16 protein-coding genes, 1 tRNA gene and 1 riboswitch are annotated in these 20836 nt (G+C 70.9%); of the genes, 10 read left to right on the forward strand and 7 right to left on the reverse strand.

Annotated features, from left to right (window positions below; all coding sequences use genetic code 11):
* Window positions 1-21 precede the first annotated feature (21 nt).
* Window positions 22-915: an arsenite methyltransferase gene (gene arsM / locus ACFZBP_RS10090; protein ID WP_391411527.1), complete on the reverse strand. Its 894-nt coding sequence runs from the start codon at window positions 913-915 to the stop codon at window positions 22-24.
* Between the two features lie 108 nt (window positions 916-1023).
* Here arsM and ACFZBP_RS10095 point away from each other — a divergent pair, with 108 nt between their 5' ends.
* The 4 genes from ACFZBP_RS10095 to ACFZBP_RS10110 all read left to right on the forward strand — a co-directional run bounded on the left by ACFZBP_RS10095 (window position 1024) and on the right by ACFZBP_RS10110 (window position 6164).
* Window positions 1024-1425 (forward strand): metalloregulator ArsR/SmtB family transcription factor, encoded by a 402-nt coding sequence (locus tag ACFZBP_RS10095; RefSeq protein ID WP_391411529.1) that lies wholly within the window; start codon window positions 1024-1026, stop codon window positions 1423-1425.
* Window positions 1422-2156, forward strand: coding sequence for an aquaporin (locus tag ACFZBP_RS10100; protein ID WP_391411531.1), 735 nt, complete (start codon window positions 1422-1424; stop codon window positions 2154-2156). Before ACFZBP_RS10095 ends, ACFZBP_RS10100 begins: the two co-directional genes overlap by 4 nt.
* A gap of 28 nt (window positions 2157-2184) precedes the next feature.
* A complete protein-coding gene (locus ACFZBP_RS10105) occupies window positions 2185-2613 on the forward strand; it encodes an arsenate reductase ArsC (protein WP_391411533.1) in 429 nt (142 codons plus the stop codon).
* Between the two features lie 263 nt (window positions 2614-2876).
* Window positions 2877-6164, forward strand: a complete 3288-nt coding sequence (locus ACFZBP_RS10110) for a S8 family serine peptidase (RefSeq protein ID WP_391411535.1) — start codon at window positions 2877-2879, stop codon at window positions 6162-6164.
* Between the two features lie 119 nt (window positions 6165-6283).
* Here ACFZBP_RS10110 and ribA read toward each other — a convergent pair whose 3' ends face one another.
* Entirely contained in the window at window positions 6284-6928 is a 645-nt protein-coding gene (ribA, locus tag ACFZBP_RS10115; RefSeq protein WP_383459596.1) for a GTP cyclohydrolase II, read from the reverse strand.
* A gap of 146 nt (window positions 6929-7074) precedes the next feature.
* Window positions 7075-7590, reverse strand: a complete 516-nt coding sequence (locus ACFZBP_RS10120) for a MarR family transcriptional regulator (protein ID WP_391411538.1) — start codon at window positions 7588-7590, stop codon at window positions 7075-7077.
* 96 nt (window positions 7591-7686) lie between these two features.
* Between ACFZBP_RS10120 and ACFZBP_RS10125 the strand changes: the two genes are divergently transcribed.
* The 5 genes from ACFZBP_RS10125 to ACFZBP_RS10145 all read left to right on the forward strand — a co-directional run bounded on the left by ACFZBP_RS10125 (window position 7687) and on the right by ACFZBP_RS10145 (window position 13186).
* Window positions 7687-8820, forward strand: coding sequence for a dihydrofolate reductase family protein (locus tag ACFZBP_RS10125; protein WP_391411540.1), 1134 nt, complete (start codon window positions 7687-7689; stop codon window positions 8818-8820).
* 100 nt (window positions 8821-8920) lie between these two features.
* Window positions 8921-8994: transfer RNA gene (locus ACFZBP_RS10130), tRNA-Met, on the forward strand.
* Between the two features lie 146 nt (window positions 8995-9140).
* Window positions 9141-10226 (forward strand): SpoIIE family protein phosphatase, encoded by a 1086-nt coding sequence (locus tag ACFZBP_RS10135; RefSeq protein ID WP_391411542.1) that lies wholly within the window; start codon window positions 9141-9143, stop codon window positions 10224-10226.
* A gap of 287 nt (window positions 10227-10513) precedes the next feature.
* A riboswitch (cyclic di-AMP (ydaO/yuaA leader) is annotated at window positions 10514-10671 on the forward strand.
* An 11-nt stretch (window positions 10672-10682) separates the two neighbouring features.
* The gene (locus ACFZBP_RS10140; RefSeq protein ID WP_391411544.1) at window positions 10683-11708 is read left to right on the forward strand and encodes a peptidoglycan DD-metalloendopeptidase family protein; all 1026 of its coding nucleotides are present in this window, start codon (window positions 10683-10685) and stop codon (window positions 11706-11708) included.
* A gap of 530 nt (window positions 11709-12238) precedes the next feature.
* The gene (locus ACFZBP_RS10145) at window positions 12239-13186 is read left to right on the forward strand and encodes an aldo/keto reductase (RefSeq protein ID WP_391411546.1); all 948 of its coding nucleotides are present in this window, start codon (window positions 12239-12241) and stop codon (window positions 13184-13186) included.
* Window positions 13187-13537: 351 nt separating this feature from the next.
* On the opposite strand, the gene ACFZBP_RS10150 is transcribed toward ACFZBP_RS10145, so the two are convergent.
* From ACFZBP_RS10150 to lhgO, 3 genes are all read right to left on the reverse strand, one after another.
* Window positions 13538-14866: a PrsW family intramembrane metalloprotease gene (locus ACFZBP_RS10150; RefSeq protein ID WP_383459581.1), complete on the reverse strand. Its 1329-nt coding sequence runs from the start codon at window positions 14864-14866 to the stop codon at window positions 13538-13540.
* A 98-nt stretch (window positions 14867-14964) separates the two neighbouring features.
* On the reverse strand, window positions 14965-15795 hold the full coding sequence (gene trmB / locus ACFZBP_RS10155) for a tRNA (guanosine(46)-N7)-methyltransferase TrmB (protein WP_391411549.1): 831 nt from the start codon (window positions 15793-15795) through the stop codon (window positions 14965-14967).
* A 335-nt stretch (window positions 15796-16130) separates the two neighbouring features.
* Window positions 16131-17339, reverse strand: a complete 1209-nt coding sequence (gene lhgO / locus ACFZBP_RS10160) for an L-2-hydroxyglutarate oxidase (RefSeq protein WP_391411551.1) — start codon at window positions 17337-17339, stop codon at window positions 16131-16133.
* A 266-nt stretch (window positions 17340-17605) separates the two neighbouring features.
* Between lhgO and ACFZBP_RS10165 the strand changes: the two genes are divergently transcribed.
* Window positions 17606-18991, forward strand: coding sequence for a histidine-type phosphatase (locus tag ACFZBP_RS10165; protein WP_391411553.1), 1386 nt, complete (start codon window positions 17606-17608; stop codon window positions 18989-18991).
* Between the two features lie 48 nt (window positions 18992-19039).
* Here ACFZBP_RS10165 and ACFZBP_RS10170 read toward each other — a convergent pair whose 3' ends face one another.
* Window positions 19040-20464 (reverse strand): MFS transporter, encoded by a 1425-nt coding sequence (locus ACFZBP_RS10170; protein ID WP_383459572.1) that lies wholly within the window; start codon window positions 20462-20464, stop codon window positions 19040-19042.
* Window positions 20465-20836: the final 372 nt, after the last annotated feature.

Genomic DNA, 20836 nt, shown 5'->3' on the forward strand with positions numbered 1-20836 from the left:
CCCGTGCGTGAGCGGATGTGATCAGCGCTGGCATCCGCAGCCCGACGCGCCCTTGGCTTCGGTGACGGTCATGGCGGGGTCGGCCGAGGTCTCGGACGCGGTACAGCAGGCGTTGACGCCGCAGCAGGCGTCGTCCGAATGCCGTGCCTTGGAGGCCGCGACCGACGTGGTGGGCTTCGTGGCGCGGACGATGGCGGAATGCATGCCGTGGGCGACGGAGTGCGTCGGGGTGATCTCGACGTCCCTGAATCCGGCGGCTTCAAGGCCCGCCCGGTACTCGGAGAAGGACAGTGCGCCGGCGATGCAGCCGACGTAGTCGCCGCGCTCGGCGCGCTGTTCGGGGGTGAGCGCGTCGTCGGCGACGACGTCCGAGACGCCGATACGGCCGCCGGGCCGGAGGACCCGGAAGGTCTCCGCGAAGACCGCGGGCTTGTCGACGGACAGGTTGATCACACAGTTGGAGATGACGACGTCGATGGTGCTCGCCGGGAGCGGGATGGCCTCGATGGTGCCCTTCAGGAACTCGACGTTCCTGGCGCCGGCCTTCTCGGCGTTGGCCAGGGCCAATGCGAGCATCTCGTCGGTCATGTCCAGCCCGTACGCCTTGCCGGCCGGTCCGACGCGACGGGCGGAGAGCAGGACGTCGATGCCGCCGCCGGAGCCGAGGTCGAGGACGCGTTCGCCCTCCCGGAGTTCGGCCACGGCCGTGGGGTTGCCGCAGCCGAGTGAGGCGGCGACGGCCTCGGCGGGCAGGGTGTCACGCTCGTCGGCGGCGTAGAGGGTGGAGCCGAAGTTCTCGTCGACCTCGACCGGCTCGGGTCCGCAACAGGCGGAGCCGCCCTCGGTGACCTTCACGGCTGCGGCGGCGTAGCGCTGACGGACGGTTTCGCGCAGGTCGGTGGACTGCTCGCTCATGGCGTCACTCCTGGGTGAGATGGGGTTTGGCGGTGCCCCGGAACGGCTTGTATTGACGTTCATTGATGCAACCTTGCGCCTTGGATCGAAAAACGTCAACATAGAGGCATGTCGAAACAAGAGCTCGAGGTGCTCGGTCAGGACGCCGACTGCTGCTCGGGAGTCTCCGCGGCGCCGCTCGATGAGGAGCGGGCGGCGGAGCTGGCCAAGGTCTTCAAGGCGCTGGGCGACCCGGTCCGGCTTCGCCTGCTGTCGATGATCGCTTCACGGGGGGAAGGCGGTGAGACCTGCGTCTGCGACTTGACCCCGGCCTTCGACCTGTCCCAGCCGACGATCTCCCACCATCTCAAGCTGCTGCGCCAGGCCGGGCTGATCGACTGCGAGCGCCGTGGCACCTGGGTGTACTACTGGGTGCTGCCGGGCGCTCTGGACCGGCTCGCCGCCTTCCTGGCCACGCCGCAGACCGCCGCCCTCCTGGCCACGCCCCAGACCGCAGGGGCGAGCGCATGACCGCCTCCCTCGGCCGCCGTGTCGCCGCTGAGGCGGTCGGTACGGCGTTGCTGGTGGCCGTGGTCGTGGGCTCCGGCATCCAGGCGACCGAGTTGTCGCACGATGTGGGCGTGCAACTGCTGGCCAATTCCCTAGCCACCGTCTTCGGCCTGGGCGTACTGGTCACGCTGCTCGGGCCGGTCTCGGGAGCGCACTTCAACCCCGCCGTCACTCTGGCGGCCTGGTTCACGGGCCGCCGCGCCGGTGCTGGTCCGGCCCTGCGCGAGGTGGCCGCGTACGTTCCCGCGCAGGTGGCCGGGGCGATCGGCGGCGCGGTGCTGGCCGACGCGATGTTCGCAAGGCCCCTGGTCAGGTTCTCGACCCACGATCGGTCAGCCGGCCATCTGTTGCTCGGTGAGGTCGTCGCCACGGCCGGGCTGATCCTGCTCATCTTCGGCCTGGACCGCATCGGCCGGGCTGCCGTGGCCCCGCTCGCCGTGGCCTCCTACATCGGGGCCGCCTACTGGTTCACCTCCTCCACTTCCTTCGCCAACCCGGCGGTGACCGTCGGTCGCGCCTTCACCGACACCTTCGCGGGGATCGCTCCCGCGTCGCTCGTCCCGTTCGTCGCGGCCCAGTTGGTCGGCGCCGCGCTCGGGTTGGGCGCCGTGGCGCTGGTGTACGGACGTCCTGCTCGTACGGCAGACGACGTCGTCGTCCCGCACGGCGAGCCCGAACTCGCCTCCTCCTGACCTTCCTCCGCCCGCAAGGACACCCGCCATGAGCCCTGCCGCCCCGCGCCCCTCCGTGCTGTTCGTCTGCGTCCACAACGCCGGCCGCTCCCAGATGGGCGCCGCCTTCCTCACCCACCTCGCCGGGGACGCCGTAGAGGTGCGCTCGGCCGGCTCCGCGCCCGCCGACGCGGTCAACCCGGCGGTGGTGGAGGCCATGAAGGAGGTCGGCATCGACATCTCCGCCCGGACGCCGAAGATCCTCACCACCGAGGCCGTACAGTCCTCCGACGTGGTGATCACGATGGGCTGCGGGGACACCTGCCCCGTCTTCCCGGGCAAGCGGTACCTGGACTGGCGGCTCGACGACCCGGCGGGCCAGGGTGTCGCTGCCGTGCGGCCGATCCGGGACGAGATCGAGCGGCGAGTGCGGGATCTGCTGGCCGAGTTGGGGATTGGCGCGTCGGACGGCCCGTGACGGGCGCTGCCCCGAGGGGCGTGTTGACCGGACCGTGCAGCCGTGCCTTCCGCCTCACAGGAATGTCACAGACCACCCCGATAAATCCCCCCTGACGCATGGCGAGTTTGCGTCACCACGCGATCTCGTCGCCTTGAACTATCAACAGAAATCGGTCCCTTGAGGAAAGCTGGGCGATCATCCGGGATCACATTCCGGACCGCGGCGGTCGAAGGTGCTCGACCCGGCCGCCGACCTTCATTCCTTCAGCACCAGGGATCAGCATGCCCCCCACCCCCCACCCGGCCCCGATACCGGGCGGCGCGCGACGCGTCGCGCGGATCGCCGTGGCCGCCGGGCTCGTCGCCGCGCTGGCCGCGGCCGGCCCCGTCCCCCTCGCCCTCGCCCTCGCCGCGGACGGTTCCCCCGCCGCGGCCGACCCCGGCGTGAAGTCCGCTCACGACAAGCTCGGTTCGGGCGACGCCGACCTCCTCGCGGAGGCCAAGGCGCAGCGCGCCAAGACCGTCACGATGATGATCGCCACGGCCCCGGGACAGACCGAGAAGGTCGCCGCGGAGCTGGACGCGATCAAGGGCGGCTCGGTCGGCCGTACGTACGACAAGCTCGGGTACGTACGGGCCACCGTGCCCACCGGCAAGGCCGACTCGACCATCGCGGCGGCCGCGAAGCTCTCCTCCGTGCAGGCCATCGACCTGCGGGACGAGATATCCCTGGAGGAGCCGGGCCTCGACGCCGGCGCGGGGCCGGCCGCCTCCGTGGCCACCTACCCCGGTCCCGGCAAGGACACCGCCGCCAAGAACCCGTACAACCCGTCCTTCGAGACGGGCGCCGTCGACTTCGTGAGGAAGAACCCGAAGGCCGACGGGCGCGGAGTGACCATCGGTGTCCTCGACACCGGTGTCGACCTCGCCAGCCCGGCGCTCCAGAAGACCACGACCGGCGAGCGCAAGATCGTCGACTGGGTCACGGCCACCGACCCGATCGTCGACGGCGACGGCACCTGGCGGGCGATGACCACCTCCGTCTCCGGGCCTGCCTTCACCTACGGCGGCAAGAGCTGGAAGGCCGCCGCCGGGTCGTATCTGATCAGCACCTTCCGTGAGGCCGTCACCAGCCAGGGCAAGGTCACGGACGGCGACGCCGACGGCGACGTCAACCGGGACGGCGACACGACCGACGACTGGGGCGTGCTGTACGACCCGGCCGCCGGCACCGTGACCGTCGACGTCGACGACGACGGCGACTTCACCGACGACACCCCGATGAAGCCGTACAAGGACGGCCACCAGGTCGGCCACTTCGGCACCGACAACCCGGCCACGGAGATCCCCGAGAGCCAGGACTTCGTCGTGGAGATCCGCAAGGACGTCCCGATGGACCCGCTGGGCGGCGACTGGGTCGGCAAGAAGGCCGACTTCGTCAACATCGGCCTGACCGCGGGCGCGCACGGCACCCACGTGGCCGGCATCACCGCCGCCAACGGCATGTTCGGCGGCAAGAACATGAACGGCGCCGCCCCCGGCGCGAAGATCGTCTCCGCGCGGGCCTGCATCTTCGGCCCGGGCTGCACCAACGTCGCGATGACCGAGGGCATGATCGACCTGGTCGTCAACCGGGGCGTCGACATCGTCAACATGTCCATCGGTGGCCTGCCCCCGCTGAACGACGGCAACAGCGCAGGCGCCCAGCTCTACACGCGGCTCATCGACACCTACGGCGTCCAGCTCGTCATATCCGGCGGCAACTCCGGCCCCGGCGCCAACACCATCGGCGACCCCGGCCTCGCCGACAAGGTGATCTCGGTCGGTGCGGGCGTCTCCAAGGAGACGTACGCCGCCAACTACGGCAGCGGCATCGAGAACGACTACCAGCTGTTCAACTTCTCCTCGCGTGGCCCGCGGGAGGACGGCGGCTTCACCCCGACCCTCGTCGCGCCCGGCTCCGCGGTCAGCACGATCCCGGCCTGGATGCCCGGCGCGCCGATCGCCGAGGCGGGCTGGAAGCTGCCGGCCGGCTACGCCATGTACAACGGCACCTCGATGGCGTCCCCACAGGCCGCGGGCGCGAGCGCCCTGCTGCTGAGCGCCGCCAAGCAGAAGGGCATCGCCCTCACGCCGCAGAAGCTGCGCACCGCGCTCACCTCTACCGCCAAGCACATCGAGGGACTTCAGGCGTACGAAGAGGGTGCCGGCCTCATCGACATCCTCGACGCCTGGAAGGCCGTCAAGGCGGGCGCCACCGCCCACGACTACGCCGTCAAGGCCCCCGTCGACACCGTGCTCGACCAGGCACTGAAGACGCCGGGCTTCGGCACCGGCGTCTACGACCGCGAGGGCGGCCTGAAGGCCGGGCAGAAGAAGTCGTACGACGTCACCATCACCCGTACGTCCGGCCCGGCCGGCTCGCTCCCGCACATCCTGCGCCTGGCGAACAACAAGGCCCGCACCTTCTCGATCCTCGGCCCGAAGGTGGTCGACCTGCCGTTGAACAAGGCGGTCACCGTCAAGGTCCAGGCCGCGCCGAAGCACGCGGGCATCAAGAGCGCGATCCTGGTCGCCGACGACCCGCGGACCGTGGGCGTCGACAAGCAGATCCTCAACACCGTCGTGGTCTCCACGCCCGTGAAGCACACCTTCACCGCGTCGGGCTCGGTGGAGCGCAACAACTTCAGGTCGTACTTCCTCACCGTCCCCGAGGGCGCCAAGTCGCTGCAGGTCACGCTCGGCGGCCTCAAGGAGGGCAGCGTGACGCGGTTCGCCGCCATCAGCCCGTACGGCACCCAGGTCGCCGACAGCGACGCGAACACGACGGACATCGCCTCCTACGAGGACCCGTTGCCCGGCGTCTGGGAGATCGAGGTCGACGCGCGCCGTACGTCGACGCTGCTGGACAACCCGTACAAGCTGGACGCCACGGTGTACGGCGCGTCCTTCGCCCCCGAGTCCGTGACCGTGCCGGAGGCCAAGGTCGGCACGCCGGTCGCCGCCTCCTGGACGGTCACCAACAAGCTGGCGGCCGTCGAGGGTAACCTCAAGGGCGGTGCGCTGGGCTCGTCGAAGACCACGCGGCCGACCATCGCCGACGGCGCGACGCAGACCAGCACGGTCGAGGTCCCCGAGGGCACCACGTCGCTGGACGTCGCCATCGGCGGTGTCTCCGACCTGGGCTCCGACCTCGACCTGAACGTGTACGACGCCGAGGGCAAGCTCGTCGGCCAGTCCGCCGACGGCGACTCCGACGAGTCCGTCTCCATCGCGAACCCGGCCGCCGGTACCTACACCGTCGAGGTGGTCGGTTTCGAGGTGCCGTCCGGCTCGACCGCGTACGACTACCGGGACGCGTTCTTCTCCTCCGCGCTCGGCTCGATCAAGGTCGACGAGTCGGCGCCGGTGAAGCTCGGCACCGGCGAATCCGCGAAGGCGGCGGCCGACGTCACGGTCGCGCGGGCGGTGCCCGAGGGCCGGCAGCTCTTCGGCGAGGTGCGGCTGGTGAACACGCGCGGGACGATCGCGGGTGTGGGCGGGGTGACGATCGAGAAGGTCACGCCGTAGTCATGGCTGTAGCCGTATGACGTACGCCTGAGGGGCGGGTGTCCGATCCGGACGCCCGCCCCTTTGCCTTGCCGTCGACGGTCCTGCCGTCGACCGCCGTGCCGTCAACCGCCGTGCTGTCAGCCGACGTTGAGTCCGGCCAGCTCGCCGAGCGGCAGCGTGTGCTGGGTCTGGAGGACCTTCGCGCGCAGGTAGCGGACGTTGTCCGGGGTGGCGAAGACGCCGGTGGGGACGCGGTCCTGGACCTCGATGCCGAGGGACCGCAACTGGTCGGCCTTGTCGGGGTTGTTGGAGAGCAGGTCGAGTTCGCCGATGCCGAGGGCGGCGAGCATCTGGGCGGCCGCCGTGTAGTCGCGGGCGTCCTCCGGCAGGCCGAGGGCGGCGTTCGCGGCGTAGGTGTCGAGGCCCTGGTCCTGGAGGGCGTACGCGTCCAGCTTGTTGTAGAGCCCGATGCCCCGGCCCTCCTGGCGCAGGTACAGCAGTACGCCGCCGCGCTCCGCGATGCGCTCGACGGCCTCGCGCAGCTGGGGGCCGCAGTCGCAGCGGGCCGAGCCGAAGACATCACCGGTGAGGCATTCGGAGTGCAGCCGGACCAGCGGCGTGCTGCCGGGGGCCGGGTCGCCGAGGACGACGGCGACATGCTCCAGGCCGTCGGTCAGGCCGTGGAAGGTGACGAGTTCGGCGTCGACGCGGTAGCCGTCCTGGAAGCGCAGCGGGACCCGGACGCGGGCGCGCTGGGTGGCGGCGGCGGTGAAGTCGGGCATGCGGGTTCTCCGGGTTCCGTACGTGGGCTTGCTGCTTCAGATTTGAAGCAGCTCCTCGGTCCAGGACCCTACCTCATGCTTTAAATTTGAAGCAACAAGTTTGTCGTACGGGTCACAGACCGCACCCGTGCCTCATGACTCCCGTTTCACGAACAGGACTTGCCCGAGCGCCGCCGCCAGGGCACGTCCTCCGCGGTGGGGTGCGCGTCCTCCCCCTGGAACCCCTCGGCGACCGCCGTGAAGATCTCCTCCAGCTGCCCGACCTGCTCCGGGGTCAGCCGGTCGAAGAGCAGCGCCCGTACGGTCTCCACATGACCAGGCGCCGTGCGCTCCAGGACGCGCATCCCTTCCTCGGTGATCGTCGCGATGCTGCCGCGCTTGTCCCAGCGGCAGTCCTCGCGCCCCACCAGCCCGTCCTTCTCCAGCCGCGTCACGGCGTACGTCAGCCGGCTGCGGGTGATCTTCAGCCCTTCCGCGAGGTCGGTCATGCGCAGCCTGCGCTCCGGAGCCTCGGACAGGGTGGCGAGGATGGAGTAATACAGATGGGGCATGCCGGCTTCCTGCTGGAGCTGCCGGTCCAGCGCGTCCTCCACGAGGGCGACGGAGGCGATGTACGCGCGCCAGGCGCGCTGCTCCTCGGGGGAGAGCCAGCGAGTCGTCATGCGACCAGTGTAGGTTTGTTTCAAACTTGAACCAAGCCCTTGTCCTCATCCCCATCCGATCCCCGTCCCACTCCGGCCCCGAAAGGGAGCGCGTCGATGCCGTCGTACCCCTACGTCCTGCTGTCCGCCGCGGTCTCCCTGGACGGCTACCTCGACGACACCGGGCCCGACCGCCTGCTCCTGTCCAGCCCCGCCGACTTCGACCGCGTCGACGAGGTACGGGCGTCCGTCGACGCCATCCTGATCGGCGCCGGCACGATCCGGGCCGACAACCCCCGGCTGCTGGTGAACTCGGCCGAGCGGCGGGCCGCGCGGAAGGCCGCAGGCAAGCCGGAGTACCCGCTGAAGGTCACGGTCAGCGCCTCCGGCGAGCTGGATCCGACGGCGAACTTCTGGCACACCGGCGGCGAGAAGATCGTCTATACGACGGAGAAGGGCGCGGAGCGGCTGCGCCGCGAGCCGGTCGCCGCGGACGTGGTCGCGCTGGGCGCCGACCTGGACTGGCGGGGCCTGCTGCGCCACCTGCGCGAGGCGCGCGGGGTCGAGCGGCTGATGGTGGAGGGCGGCGGCACGGTCCACACCCAGCTGCTCCAGCAGGGCCTGGCCGACGAGGTGCAGCTGGTGCTGGCGCCGCTGTTCGTGGGGGACCCCAAGGCGCCGCGGCTGTTCGGCCCGGGGGAGTACCAGGGCGGACGGCTGCGCCTGCTGGAGACGCGGCGGATCGAGGACGTCGTCCTGATGCGCTACGAGCCCACCGCGCCCGGCGCCGGTGTGCTGCCCTCCGCCGCCGACCGGAGATGGCTGGCGCTGGCGTGCGAGCTGGCGGCCGAGTGCCCGCCGTCGGGAACGGCCTTCAGCGTCGGGGCGGTCGTGGTGGCGGCCGACGGGACCGAGCTGGCGCGGGGCCACTCCCGCGAGGGCGGCGACCCCGTGGTGCACGCGGAGGAGGCGGCGCTGGCGAAGGTCGCGCCCGGAGACCCCCGTGTGACGTCCGCCACGGTCTACACGAGCCTGGAACCCTGCACGCGCCGCGCGTCCCGTCCGGTGCCGTGCGCCCGCTTGATCCTCGACGCCGGGGTGCGCCGGGTGGTGACGGCCTGGCGGGAGCCGGACACGTTCGTGGCGGGCGCCGACGGCAGCGGGCTGCTGGCCGGGGAAGGGGTGGACGTGGTCGTCCTGCCCGAGTACGAGGCCCGGGCCAAGGCCCCGAACAGCCACCTCCTGCCATGACACCGGCGCCCTGAACCCGCCCCGAAAAACGCCGCTCGCGGCGGCCCCGGGAAACGCGTGTGCTTTCCGTCCCGCGGATGGCGTACTATTGAGTCATCGCCGCGGGGTGGAGCAGCTCGGTAGCTCGCTGGGCTCATAACCCAGAGGTCGCAGGTTCAAATCCTGTCCCCGCTACTGAAGACTCAGGGCCGGAACTGAAAAGTTCCGGCCCCGAGTGTTTTCCCCGGTGTCTCCGCCGGCGGCTGTCCCGCCGGCCGCCCCGCTGCTCCGGTCGGTCCCCACCGCTCGCCGCCCGCCCCCGCTTCGGCAACCCTGGTGACGTGGAGGAACGGCGGATCTCGTACGCACGCCGGTTCGTCCGGCTGCTGCCCGCCCTGCTCATCGCCGCCGGATGCGGGTACGACTACGTCACGCCCACGGATTTCACCGGCGCCCCCTTCTTCACCGCCGCGCCCCTGGTCGCCGCCCCGCTCTACTCGCAGCGCGGCACGGTGCTCACCGGCGCCGTGGCGGTCGGCGCGCTGGTCGTGCTCCACGCCAGTCTGGGCGGCCTCCCCCGGGTCGAGGTGATCACCGAGCTGGTCACCGTGGTCACCGTCTCCGTCCTCGCCGTCCTCATCAACCTCCTCGTCCGCCGCAGCGACGCCCGCCTCGCCTCCGCCCGCGCCATCGCCGAGGCCGCCCAGCGCGCCGTACTGCCCGAACCCGCCGAGCGGATCGGCGCCTTCCAGATCGCGGCACGCTACGAGGCGGCGCAGGAGGGCGTCTTCATCGGCGGGGACCTGTACGCGGTGCAGGACAGCCCGCACGGCGTGCGGCTCGTCGTCGGAGACGTGCGCGGCAAGGGGATGGGGGCGGTCGGGGTCGTCGCCGTCGTCATCGGGGCGTTCCGGGAGGCCGCCGAGCAGGAGACCACGCTGGAGGCGGTGGCACAGCGCCTGGAACGGGCGCTCGCGCGGGAGCGCGCACGGCGCGAGGAGGTGGAGTCCGCCGAGGGGTTCACCACCGTCGTCCTCGCCGAACTCCCGCACGGCGACGGGATCGTACGCCTGGTCAACCGAGGGCATCCCCCGCCCCTGCTCCTGTACGCCGACGGCACCGTGTGCGCACTGCCCGCCTCCGAGCCCGCCCTGCCGCTCGGCATGCAGGAGCTCGCGGCCTGGCCGGACCGGGCCCAGGAGGCCGGCTTCCCCACCGGAGCGACGCTGCTCGTGTACACCGACGGCCTGTCCGAGGCCCGGGACGAGCGAGACCGGTTCTACGACCCCGAGACGGGACTGGCGGGGCGGACCAACGCCCGGCGTGAGCCGGCCGCGCTGCTCGGCGCGCTCGCGGCGGAGGTGCGCCGCCACTCCGGGGGCGGGATGGCGGACGACATGGCCCTCCTCGCCGTACGCCGCCCCTGAGGCAGCCACGCCTCTGCGGGCCCCTGATGGAGATCCTGTGGAGCCACTCCATGATCGTTGTCACCAACCGTGATCGGGCGACCCCCCTCCGCATAACAACTGACATACCGTCAATACCTGTGTGACTCCTGAGTGCTGGCCAACTCGCCCGAATTAGGCCGCTCATGACCCGTAAGTCCAGGCGAAAATCGTTAATGATCAAGCGGAACAGCTTGGAATCCGTACCCCGCGTCTATTAACGTTCGATAACGCAGCGCGGTCGTCCCAGCCGTCACAAGAGGCGGCTCCGTGCGCACGCGCCGAATCCCGCAAGGGAACCGGGGAACCACCACCTTGGGGTGAATCGCACGGATACCGCCGGGAACTCACGGCCGGTATACGCGCGTAGGAGACCTTCCTGCTCCGAACCCGTCAGCTAACCCGGTAGGCGAGAAGGAAGGAAAGGAGTACGCCCACGTGGCGTCCAACCGGCCTGCCCCGCAAGCCCCGTTCGTGCCCGGCCAACGCGGTACCGACACCTTCGGCTACGACCGTAACCGCAGCGACGAGGGCCCGTTCGAGGAGTGGAACCCCACCGCGGAGTCCATTCGTCCGGTACGCGGCAGGCATCGCGTCTCCAAGCAGCGCGGCGGGGGACTCGCCCGCAGCTCCACGGTTCTCGGCGTCGGTGTCATAGCCGCCGTCGGCGCGGGCGGCATGGCCAGCGCCAACAGCGGCAAGCCGCCGGTGGCCATCACCATCCCGGACCTGCCCCTGATCTCCGACGACGACGCGGCTCCCGCCGAGGACGCCGGTACGGCCCTCAGCACCATGGGCGCGGCGACCGACGAGACCACGCAGGACGCCCCCGACGCCGGTGAGGCGCTGCGCAGCCGGATCATGGCGCAGGCCGAGCAGCAGCAGGACCAGATCGAGAGCAAGGCCGCCGCGGCCGCCGTCGCCGCCGCCGAGAAGGAGGCCTCCGCCGCGGCCGCCAAGGCGGAGAAGGAGGCCGAGGCCAAGGCCGCCGCCGCCAAGGCCAAGGCCGAGGAGGAGGCCCGCAAGAAGGCCGAGGCCGAGCGTCTCGCCGAGCTGGCCAAGCAGTACACGCTGCCGACCTCCTCGTACACCATCACCTCGACCTTCGGTCAGGCCGGCGCCTACTGGTCCTCCGGCTACCACACGGGCCTCGACTTCGCCGCCCCCACGGGCACGCTGATCAAGGCCGTGCACAGCGGCACGATCACGTTCGCCGGCTGGGACGGTTCGTACGGCTACAAGACCGAGCTCACCCTCGACGACGGCACCGAGATCTGGTTCGCCCACCAGTCCTCGATCAGCGTGAGCGTCGGCCAGAAGGTCAACACGGGCGACGTCATCGGCCGCGTAGGCGCCACGGGCAACGTGACCGGCGCCCACCTGCACCTCGAGGTCCACCCTGACGGCAGCGCGAGCGGGATCGACCCGATGGCGTGGTTGCGGGGTAAGGGGCTTACTCCCTGAGGTCTTGAGGTCTTGAGGTCCTGGAGTCTGGGGCCTGTGCGTCTGCGGGTTTGTGGGTCTGCGGGTCTGTGGGTCTTAGGGGCGCGGGAGCGGCCTCGCGGGGGGATGTCTTCGGGGGCATCCGCGAGGCGTTGGGCCAGGTATCGGGGCGAGGCCTCTGGGAGGGGCATCCGGGAGAGTTCGGGGGCTAGGCACGCCCTCCTGGACCCGGCGGTTCCTGTTCCGGGTGGTTCCTGTTCCTGGTGGCTCCTGCTCCCTCGTCCGTGGTCCTGTCCTTCCGGGGCCGATGTGCGACGTTCCTGATCTGCGCCAGTCTGACCTGCGCTCGTCCTGCTTGCCGGCCGTCCTGATCTGCACCCGTCCTGCTCGCCGGGCGTCCTGACCTGCGGCCGTCCTGATCTCTGGCGGTCCTGACGACAACCCCCCGACGTCAGGGTTGCCGGTCCCCGGAGGGCCAGGCTCCGCTTGTTTACGGGAAGTTTGCGACTGTTTCGGAAGAGAGGTCTCCGGTCAGGACGTTGATGCCGAGCATGACTGCATCCCTACGCAAGCTCGGCTCCTCCGACCTGGAGGTCTTCCCGCTCTCCCTCGGCGGCAACGTCTTCGGTTGGACGGCCGACGAGACCCAGTCCTTCGCCGTACTGGACGCCTACACGGCCGCGGGCGGCAACTTCATCGACACGGCAGACTCGTACTCGGCCTGGGTCGAGGGCAACGCGGGCGGCGAGTCCGAGACCATCATCGGCAACTGGCTGAAGGCGCGCGGCAACCGGGACGACGTCGTCATCGCCACCAAGGTCAGCCAGCACCCCGACTTCCAGGGCCTGACCGCGGCCAACATCAAGGCGGCCGCCGACGCCTCGCTCCGCCGCCTCGGCACCGACCACATCGACCTCTACTACACCCACTTCGACAAGCCGGAAGTGCCGGTCGAGGAGATCATCGGCGCGCTCGACGACCTGGTGAAGGCCGGCAAGGTACGGCACATCGCCGCGTCCAACATCTCAGCGCAGCGGCTGGAGGCCTCCCTGGCCTTCTCCGACCGCGAGGGCCTCGCCCGGTACGTCGCCCTCCAGCCCCACTACAACCTGGTGTCCCGCGACACCTACGAGGGCGAACTCCAGAACCTCGCCGAACGCGAAGGCCTGGCCGCCGTCCCGTACTTCGCCCTGGCCTCCGGCTTCCTCACGGGCAAGTACCGCCCCGGCACGACCGTACAGAGCCCGCGCGCCGAGGGCGCCGCCAAGCACGCCGCATCCGAGCGCGGCCAGAAGGTCCTCGCCGCCCTCGACGAAATCGCCGCCGCCCACGACGCCCCCGTCGCCACGATCGCCCTGTCCTGGCTGGCAGCCCAGCCGACGGTCACCGCCCCGATCGCCTCGGCCCGCACGGTGGACCAGCTGCCGGCCCTGATCGGAGTGGACGGCCTGAGGCTGACGGAGGAGGAGGTGGGAAGGCTGACGGAGGCGTCGGCCTGAGGGGGAGGGGCGTTCCACAGGGAGCACCCACCCGCAGGGACTACGCCGGCCCAGGCACCCCCAGCCCATCCGGCGTTCGGGGGACGAGCTGCATTCTCAGGCCGTCCGGCGTTTGAGGACGAGCCGCGTTCAGCCCGTCCTGCGTTCGGGGGCGAGCCGCATTCTCAGGCCGTCCGGCGCTTGCGGGCGAGCCGCATTCTCAGCCCGTCCGGCGCTTGAGGACGAGGCCCGGAGGGCCGATGGCGGGGTCTGGGGGGCGCAGCCCCCAGCGGGGTCGAAGGGGCGGAGCCCCTTCAAGGGATGGGACGGGTAGGGGCGGCGGGGGCGAGAAAACCGCGCCAACCCCCAGGGTCACGTCCGATACGGGTTGTACGCCGGATACGGCACCGCCCCATACCCCTGCCAGTACCCCACCCCCGCCTGCCCGTACCCGTACGCCCCCCACACCCGCACAGCCACCCCTTCCAACGCAGCCCGCTCCAACACCCCCCGAGCAACCCCCCGCCGCATCCACAACTCCTGCAACAACTCCCGCTCCCGCACCACGAAGTCACCCCCACCCCGCCCCCGCCGCCCCCTCCGCCGCAGAAACGCCAACGACGTCGCATACCCCTCGTACTCCGCCACCGCCCGCGCAGCCCCCCGCCCCCCACTCCGCCGCGCATACTTCCGAGCCACCCGCCGAGCCCGCATCGACCCCAGCGCGAACGGCTCCCCCGGCGCCAGCCACCCGGCCACGACATACGCGGGCAACTCCTCCCGCACGGTCCGCAACTCCCGCTGCCGAGTCCAGATCACCAGCCACGTCAGCAACCCGAACGCAGGCACCATGAAGGCCGCGTACACCGCGAAGAACCCGAACTCACCGAAGCTCGACGAGCCGTTCCACAGGGCGTGCATGCCCATGGCCAGCAACAGCCCGGTGAGAGGAAGGAGAACGCGCCGCACCTGCTGCCGCTCGCCCGACAGCGCGGCGATCCCGAATCCGATACCGGTCAGCACGGTGAAGAGCGGGTGCGCGAACGGCGACATGATGACGCGGACGAAGAAGGTCGCCGCGGTCACGGAGGCGATGCCGCTGTCGCCGGAGAGCTGGTCGGTACCGAAGGCGGTACCGAGGTAGAGGATGTTCTCGGTGAAGGCGAACCCGGTGGCGGTGACCCCGGCTATCACCACACCGTCGACGATCCCGGTGAAGTCCCGCCGCCGGAACAGGAACACGAGCAGCACGGCCGCGGCCTTCGCGATCTCCTCCACGACGGGCGCTATGACGGTCGCGCCCAGGGTGTCCGCATGCGAGGGATCGGCGGTCGCGGTCGCTATCCATCTCGTCGCGAAACTGTTGGCGACGATCGCTATCAGCGCCGCCGCGCAGGCACCCCAGGCGAAGGAGAACAGCAGATTGCGCCAGGGCCCCGGCTCGACCCGGTCCAGCCACCGGAACGAGGCGACGAGCAGCGGCACGGGCAGCACGGCGAGCCCGAGCCCGACCAGGAACCCCTCGGTGCCGGTCTGCTCCCGTACCAGGGCGAGAATGACCAGCCCGGAGAGCGCGAGCAGCGTGCTGAGCGCGCCGTAACGCACCCACCGCCGGTGCCACCAGTGCGCGTGCCGCGGTGCGCCGCCAGTGGGTCCGGTGGGTCCGGTGGGGTGCGTCGGGTACGGGGGACAGGTGGCCACGGCATCGACCCTAACGAGGCAGGGGCGCCGCCCGCAGCAGCGCGAGGGGCTCGGGCGCCGGTGGGGATTGCTTGCTGTTGCTACCGCAGTAGCTGTTGCTACCGCTGTACGCGGCGGAAGAGCAGGTCGTTCACCACATGACCCTTGTCCAGTCCCTGCCCCTCGAAACGGGTCAGCGGCCGGAACTGCGGACGGGGCGCGAAACCGCCGTCCTCCTGCGTGTTCTCGAAGTCGGGGTGCGCGGTCAGGACTTCGAGCATCTGTTCGGCGTACGGCTCCCAGTCGGTGGCGCAGTGCACCACGGCGCCGGGCTTCAGCCGGGCCGCGGCGAGACTGAGGAACTCGGGCTGGATGAGCCGCCGCTTGTGGTGCCGCTTCTTGGGCCAGGGGTCCGGGAAGTAGACGCGCAGCCCGTCGAGCGAGTCCGGCGCGAGCATCTCGCGGAGCAGGATGATGGCGTCGCCGTTGGCGACCCGGACGTTGGACAGCCCGTTCTGGTCGGCGAGATTGAGCAGATTGCCCTGGCCCGGGGTATGCACGTCGACGCCGAGGATGTTGGTTCCAGGGTCCCCGGCGGCCATCTGAGCGGTCGCTTCCCCCATCCCGAAGCCGATCTCCAGCACCACGGGGTTGTCGTTCCCGAACAGCTCGGGGAGGTCGACGACCCGCTGCCCGTCGATGTCCAGCCCCCACTTCGGCCACAGCCGCTGCAACGCGTCCGCCTGCCCCGCGGTCACCCGACTCCGCCGCGGCTGAAAACTCCGAATCCGCCGCTCGAAGTGCGACCCGGCCGGATCAGCCTTGGGCCCATCGGGAAACCGCGGCTCCCCCTTGGCCCGAGTGTGCCGAACGGAAACACCGGGATGATGACCGGCCTCCCCGGAGTGCTCGGGCTGGGGGGCATCGGAGGCGTTGAAAAAATCAGACACAGTGAATCCGATTTTACGGGCCGCCCGACTCCTGTCAGCCAGCCACCCGCAGGGGCACGTCCAGCCCGCCCGGCCTTTGAAACCGAGGCCTCGCCCTCCCTGGCCCCCACCCACCCGGGCACCCCTCCAGCCCGTCCGGCGTTGGAGGACGAGTATGTGCCGTCCCGAGCCCCCACCCACCCGCAGGGGCATTTTCAGCCCGTCCGGCGTTTGAGGACGAGGCCCTTCAGGGCCGACAGCGGGGTCTGGGGCGGCGGCCCCAGTGGGGTCGAAGGGGCGGAGCCCCTGGGGATGGGACGGGTAGGGGCGGCGGGGGCGAGAAAACCGAGCCGCACTCACACGGCCCCCAACACCCCCAGAACCCGCCGCCCCACCTCCCTCCCGATCGGCAGCGCAGCGGTAGCCGCAGGGCTCGGCGCATTCAACACATGCACAGCCCGCACCCCCTCCCGTATCAAGAAGTCATCCACCAGCCTCCCGTCCCGCAACACGGCCTGCGCCCGCACCCCCGCCGCGGCCGGCACCAGATCATCCGAGGTCACCGCAGGCAACAACCTCCGCACCGCCTCCGTGAACGCCCCCCGAGACACCGACCGCCGCAATTCCCCCGCCCCGTACCGCCAGTGCCGCCGAGCCATCCGCCACACCCCCGGCCACGCCACCGTCCCCCCGATCTCCCGAGGCCGCACGACCCCCCACCCGTATCCCTCCCGGGCCAGCGCCGGCACCGCGTTGGGCCCGATGTGCACACCCCCGTCGATCCCGCGCGTGAGATGCACCCCGAGGAACGGAAACGCCGGATCCGGCACCGGGTACACCAGCCCCCGCACCAGCTCGGGCCGCGCCAGCGAGTAGTACTCCCCCCGGAACGGCACGATCCGCACCTCCGGCTCGTCCCCCGTCAGCCGGGCCACCTCGTCGCAGTACAGCCCGGCACAGTTCACCAGCACCCGCCCCCGCACGACGTCCCCGCGCGTGGTCCGCACCGCGACCCCGAGCTCCGCCCGTCGGTCCACCCGCTCGACCCGCGCGCCGTACCGGATCTCCGCCCCGGACGCCTCGGCCAGCTGCCGAGCGACCCCGACGAAGTCGCACACGCCCGTCGTCCCGACGTGTATGGCGGCGAGCCCGCGCACCTCCGGCTCGTACTCCGCGATCTGCGCGGCGCCCAGCTCCCGCACCGGAATGCCGTTCTCCCGGCCGCGCTGCACCAGCGCGTGCAGCCGTGGCAGCTCGGCTCGCTCGGTCGCGACGATCAGCTTGCCGGTGACCGCGTGCGCGATGCCGTACTCGGCGCAGAACTTGACCATCTCGGCGGCGCCCCGCACCGCGTACCGCGCCTTCAGCGACCCCGGCCGGTAGTAGATCCCGCTGTGGATGACCCCGCTGTTGCGCCCCGTCTGGTGCCGGGCCGGACCCGGCTCCTTCTCCAGGACGGTCACCCGTGTCCCCGGCGCGGCACGCGTGATCGCATACGCCGTGGACAGCCCGACGATCCCACCGCCGATGACGAGCACGTCACAGTCGTAAGCGAGCGTCCGCACCTGCCCCACCTCCCGGTTTCGATAATGCCTTGCGCCACTGACAACGCACTCAAACCCAAGGGACCACCGCGCTGGGACGGGGATGCCCGGCCCATACGCCTCGGCGTGACGATTCCCAGGGAGAACCTTGGGCAAGGGCGGGAAATCCGGCCATTCGGCCGCCGTGATTCCGCCACGAGGAGTTCATCCACCGCTTCGACGATGCGGCAGAGCCCCTCGGACTGCCGCCTCGGTGCGACAGCGGCACTGAACGAAACGGCACCTCCATGAGACGCCTGACCCCGGCCCTGGCTTCACCCCTGGCCCTCGGCCTCGCCGCCCTCCTGGCCACCGCCCCGGCCGCCCCCGCCGGCGCCGCCTCGAACACGGCCATCCGTGACAGCTACGGCACCAAGGCGACCTACGCCCCCGGCCAGGACGCCCGCACCTACCGGCATCCCCCGGCCGGATTCACCCCCGTCTTCACGGAGAACGTCTCCCGCCACGGCTCCCGCGCCGCCACCGACGGCGAGGACGCCGACCTGGTCCTGGCGCTGTGGAAGAAGGCCGAGGCGGCCGGTCGGCTCACCGCGAAGGGCCGGGAGTTCGGCCCGAGGGCACAGGCGCTGCAGCAGGCCATGAGCGCCGTCGGCTACGGCGATCTCAGCGGGCGCGGCAAGCGCGAGCTCCACGACACGGCCGTGCGCACGGAGCGGCGGCTGCCAGGGCTGTTCAAGAAGATCGCCGGGGAGAAGGAGAAGATCGACGTCGTCAGCTCGGGGCAGGGCCGCGCGGTCGACAGCGCGAACCTGTACGCCGCAGGGCTCGCCGAGGCCGACCCGGCCCTGAAGCCGCTGATCGGCCCGACCCGCACGGACGTGGACCTGCTGTACTTCCACAAGGCGGCCGGCGGCGCGGCCTACCGGGACTACGTCGCGAACGACGAGCGCCTCGCGAGCACCCTGAAGTCGATCACCGACCAGCCCGCCACCCACCGCGCCGCCCGTGACGTACTGAAGAAGCTCTTCAAGGGCGACTTCGTCGACCAGCTCTCCGACACCGACCGCGTGGCCGCCGCCACGGCCGTCTACAACCTGTACGCCATCGCGCCCGCCATGAGCGACGAGAGCCCCGGCGGCAAGGGCTGGGGCATGGAGCGGTTCCTCTCCAAGCGGGACGCGGCCTGGTTCGGGTACCTGAGCGATGTCGAGGACTTCTACGAGAAGGGCCCGGGCTTCGCCGGCAGCGACATCACGTACAAGATGGCGGACGTCGTGCTCGACGACTTCTTCAAGCAGGTCGAGGCCAAGCGGGCCGGCACCAGCGACCTGGGCGCCGAACTGCGCTTCACCCACGCCGAGGAGATCATCCCGCTGGCCGCGCTGATGGGCCTGCCCGGCAGCACGAAGGGCGCCACGGCCGAGCAGCCGTACACCTACGCCGACAACCCCTGGCGGGGCGCGTCCGTGGCACCGCTCGGCTCGAACGTCCAGTGGGACGTCTTCCGCAAGGCCGGCAAGGGCGGCAAGGCCGACACCTACCTGGTGCGGATGCTCTACAACGAGAAGGAGACCGCTTTCAAGGCCGGCTGCCACCCGATCGCGAAGAACAGCGCCTTCTACGACCTCGACGAGCTGGAGCGCTGCTTCGGACGTACGGACGGCGCGCCGTGACGACCGGCGGCCCAACCTGCTGAGCCGCCGGTCTCATGGAGGTGCCGCCTACGCCGGAGCCATCAGCAGCGGCCGTGCACGTTCCCGAAGCTCGACCACGCGCGGTTCGTCGCCGTACGGCTCCAGGCGGTGCAGCAGGTCCTTCACGTACTCCGTGGTGCGCGCGGACGATATCCGCCCCGCGACCTCCACCGCCCGCACGCCCTGCTCGCAGGCCGCGTCGAGGTTGCCCGACTCCAGCTCGGCCACCGCGGAGACGACCAGCCGTAGCCCGTGCGAGCGCACGAACTCCTCCGTCGGCTTCGACAGCGCCTGTTCCGTGAACCGCCGTACCTGACGTGGTGCCTTCAGGTCGCGGTAGCACTCGGCGGCGTCCGCGGCGAAGCGGTCGTAGGAGTAGAAGCCGAGCCAGGACGGGTCGTTGTCGCCCTCCCTGGACCGCTCCAGCCAGCCTTCCGCCGCCTTCAGTGCCGCGCCGGCGGCCTGCGCGTCACCCGCGCGCGCGTGTGCGCGTGCCTCGACGAGACGGAAGAAGCTCATGGTGCGGGCCGTGGCCAGCCCCCGGTTGCGTTCCAGCGCGGCCTGCGCGAGGTCGACGCCCTCGTCGCCGAAGCCCCGGTAGGTCGACTGGAGCGACATCGACGCCAGCACGTACCCGCCGAGGGGTACGTCGGCCGCCGCGCGGGCGAGCCGCAGCGCCTGGATGTAGTACCGCTGGGCGGCCTCCTGTTGACCGGTGTCGAAGGCCATCCACCCGGCCAGACGCGTGAGTTCGGCACTCGCGCCGAACAGCGCCCGTCCGACCTCGTCGGAGTACGAGCCGAGCAGCAGCGGTGCCGCCTCCACCCGTAAGCACTCCGGCACCATGGACGAACGCCAGTCGCCACCTCCGTACTTGGAGTCCCAGCGCCTGGCGTCCTCGGCGGCCTCCCGCAGCTTCTGCACATCGCTGTGGCCGACTTTGAGCGGTGCGCCGGCCCCCTCGGACGGGCTCACCTCGCGGGCCACCGAACTGTCGGCCGGGGTTATCAGCCACCGGGAGGCGGGCGTTGCGTATGCGCTCACTGCGAACGAACCGGCCAACGACTGCCAGATGCCGCCGGAGCCGGCGCGCCGTCCGGCGAGGTCGAGACGGTAGAGCTCCGTCGCCGACTTCACCGCCTGTCCGACGTCCCGGGGGAAGGCGAGGCCCACTTCGGGTGCGGGGTCCGCGTCCGCCAGGCCGATCTCGTGGAGCGGCACCGGGCGGCCCAGCTTCTGGCCGATCGCGGCGGCGATGAGGTGCGGCGCGGCACCTTGCGGCACCATGCCTTTCGACACCCAGCGCGCCACCGACGTCTTGTCGTAGCGAAGAGTCAGGCCCCGCTGAGCGCCAAGGTCGTTGACGCGTCGGGCGAGTCCTGCGTTGCTGATTCCCGCGAGGGCGAGAACGGCGCCGAGCTTTTCGTTCGGCCCGCGTTGCTCCCTGGACATGCGCCACCCCTCGACACAGACGGCTGCCGCGCTGGCATAACCACGCGGCATTCGTAAACCCAGCGTAGTTCGCCGCATCCCAAGCGTTAAGGGGCATTCTTCCGGATGGCGGGATTGTGGTCCGTACTCAAGTGCGCACCCCCTACGCACAGTTGTGACGTGCTCCCGCTGTGTGGCCGTGCGCCCGTCCGTGCGCTCTTCTCCAGCCACCGGGGGAGCGGTTCCATGGCTCATGCGTGGGTCGGCCCGCTGTACTGGATCCAGTGGGCTGGGGGATTCCGCCGCCTACATCCCCGCGGGCGGCGGAACGGTCCGGGGGGCGTACACCGTTCCCCGGACTGCGCGCACCGCGAGCACACCGAGTAGCGCGCG

It is taken from the genome of Streptomyces sp. NPDC008086 (assembly GCF_042957325.1).
Classification (GTDB): Bacteria; Actinomycetota; Actinomycetes; order Streptomycetales; family Streptomycetaceae; genus Streptomyces.

Bases quoted from the DNA above. Each gene is read 5' to 3' on its own strand.
- ACFZBP_RS10100 (WP_391411531.1), top strand. From the start codon at position 1,422: ATGACCGCCTCCCTCGGCCGCCGTGTCGCCGCTGAGGCGGTCGGTACG.
- ACFZBP_RS10120 (WP_391411538.1), bottom strand. From the start codon at position 7,590: ATGACGACTCGCTGGCTCTCCCCCGAGGAGCAGCGCGCCTGGCGCGCG.
- ACFZBP_RS10165 (WP_391411553.1), top strand. From the start codon at position 17,606: ATGAGACGCCTGACCCCGGCCCTGGCTTCACCCCTGGCCCTCGGCCTC.
- ACFZBP_RS10170 (WP_383459572.1), bottom strand. From the start codon at position 20,464: ATGTCCAGGGAGCAACGCGGGCCGAACGAAAAGCTCGGCGCCGTTCTC.
- ACFZBP_RS10125 (WP_391411540.1), top strand. From the start codon at position 7,687: ATGCCGTCGTACCCCTACGTCCTGCTGTCCGCCGCGGTCTCCCTGGAC.
- ACFZBP_RS10145 (WP_391411546.1), top strand. From the start codon at position 12,239: ATGACTGCATCCCTACGCAAGCTCGGCTCCTCCGACCTGGAGGTCTTC.
- ACFZBP_RS10105 (WP_391411533.1), top strand. From the start codon at position 2,185: ATGAGCCCTGCCGCCCCGCGCCCCTCCGTGCTGTTCGTCTGCGTCCAC.
- ACFZBP_RS10110 (WP_391411535.1), top strand. From the start codon at position 2,877: ATGCCCCCCACCCCCCACCCGGCCCCGATACCGGGCGGCGCGCGACGC.
- ACFZBP_RS10095 (WP_391411529.1), top strand. From the start codon at position 1,024: ATGTCGAAACAAGAGCTCGAGGTGCTCGGTCAGGACGCCGACTGCTGC.
- arsM (WP_391411527.1), bottom strand. From the start codon at position 915: ATGAGCGAGCAGTCCACCGACCTGCGCGAAACCGTCCGTCAGCGCTAC.
- ribA (WP_383459596.1), bottom strand. From the start codon at position 6,928: ATGCCCGACTTCACCGCCGCCGCCACCCAGCGCGCCCGCGTCCGGGTC.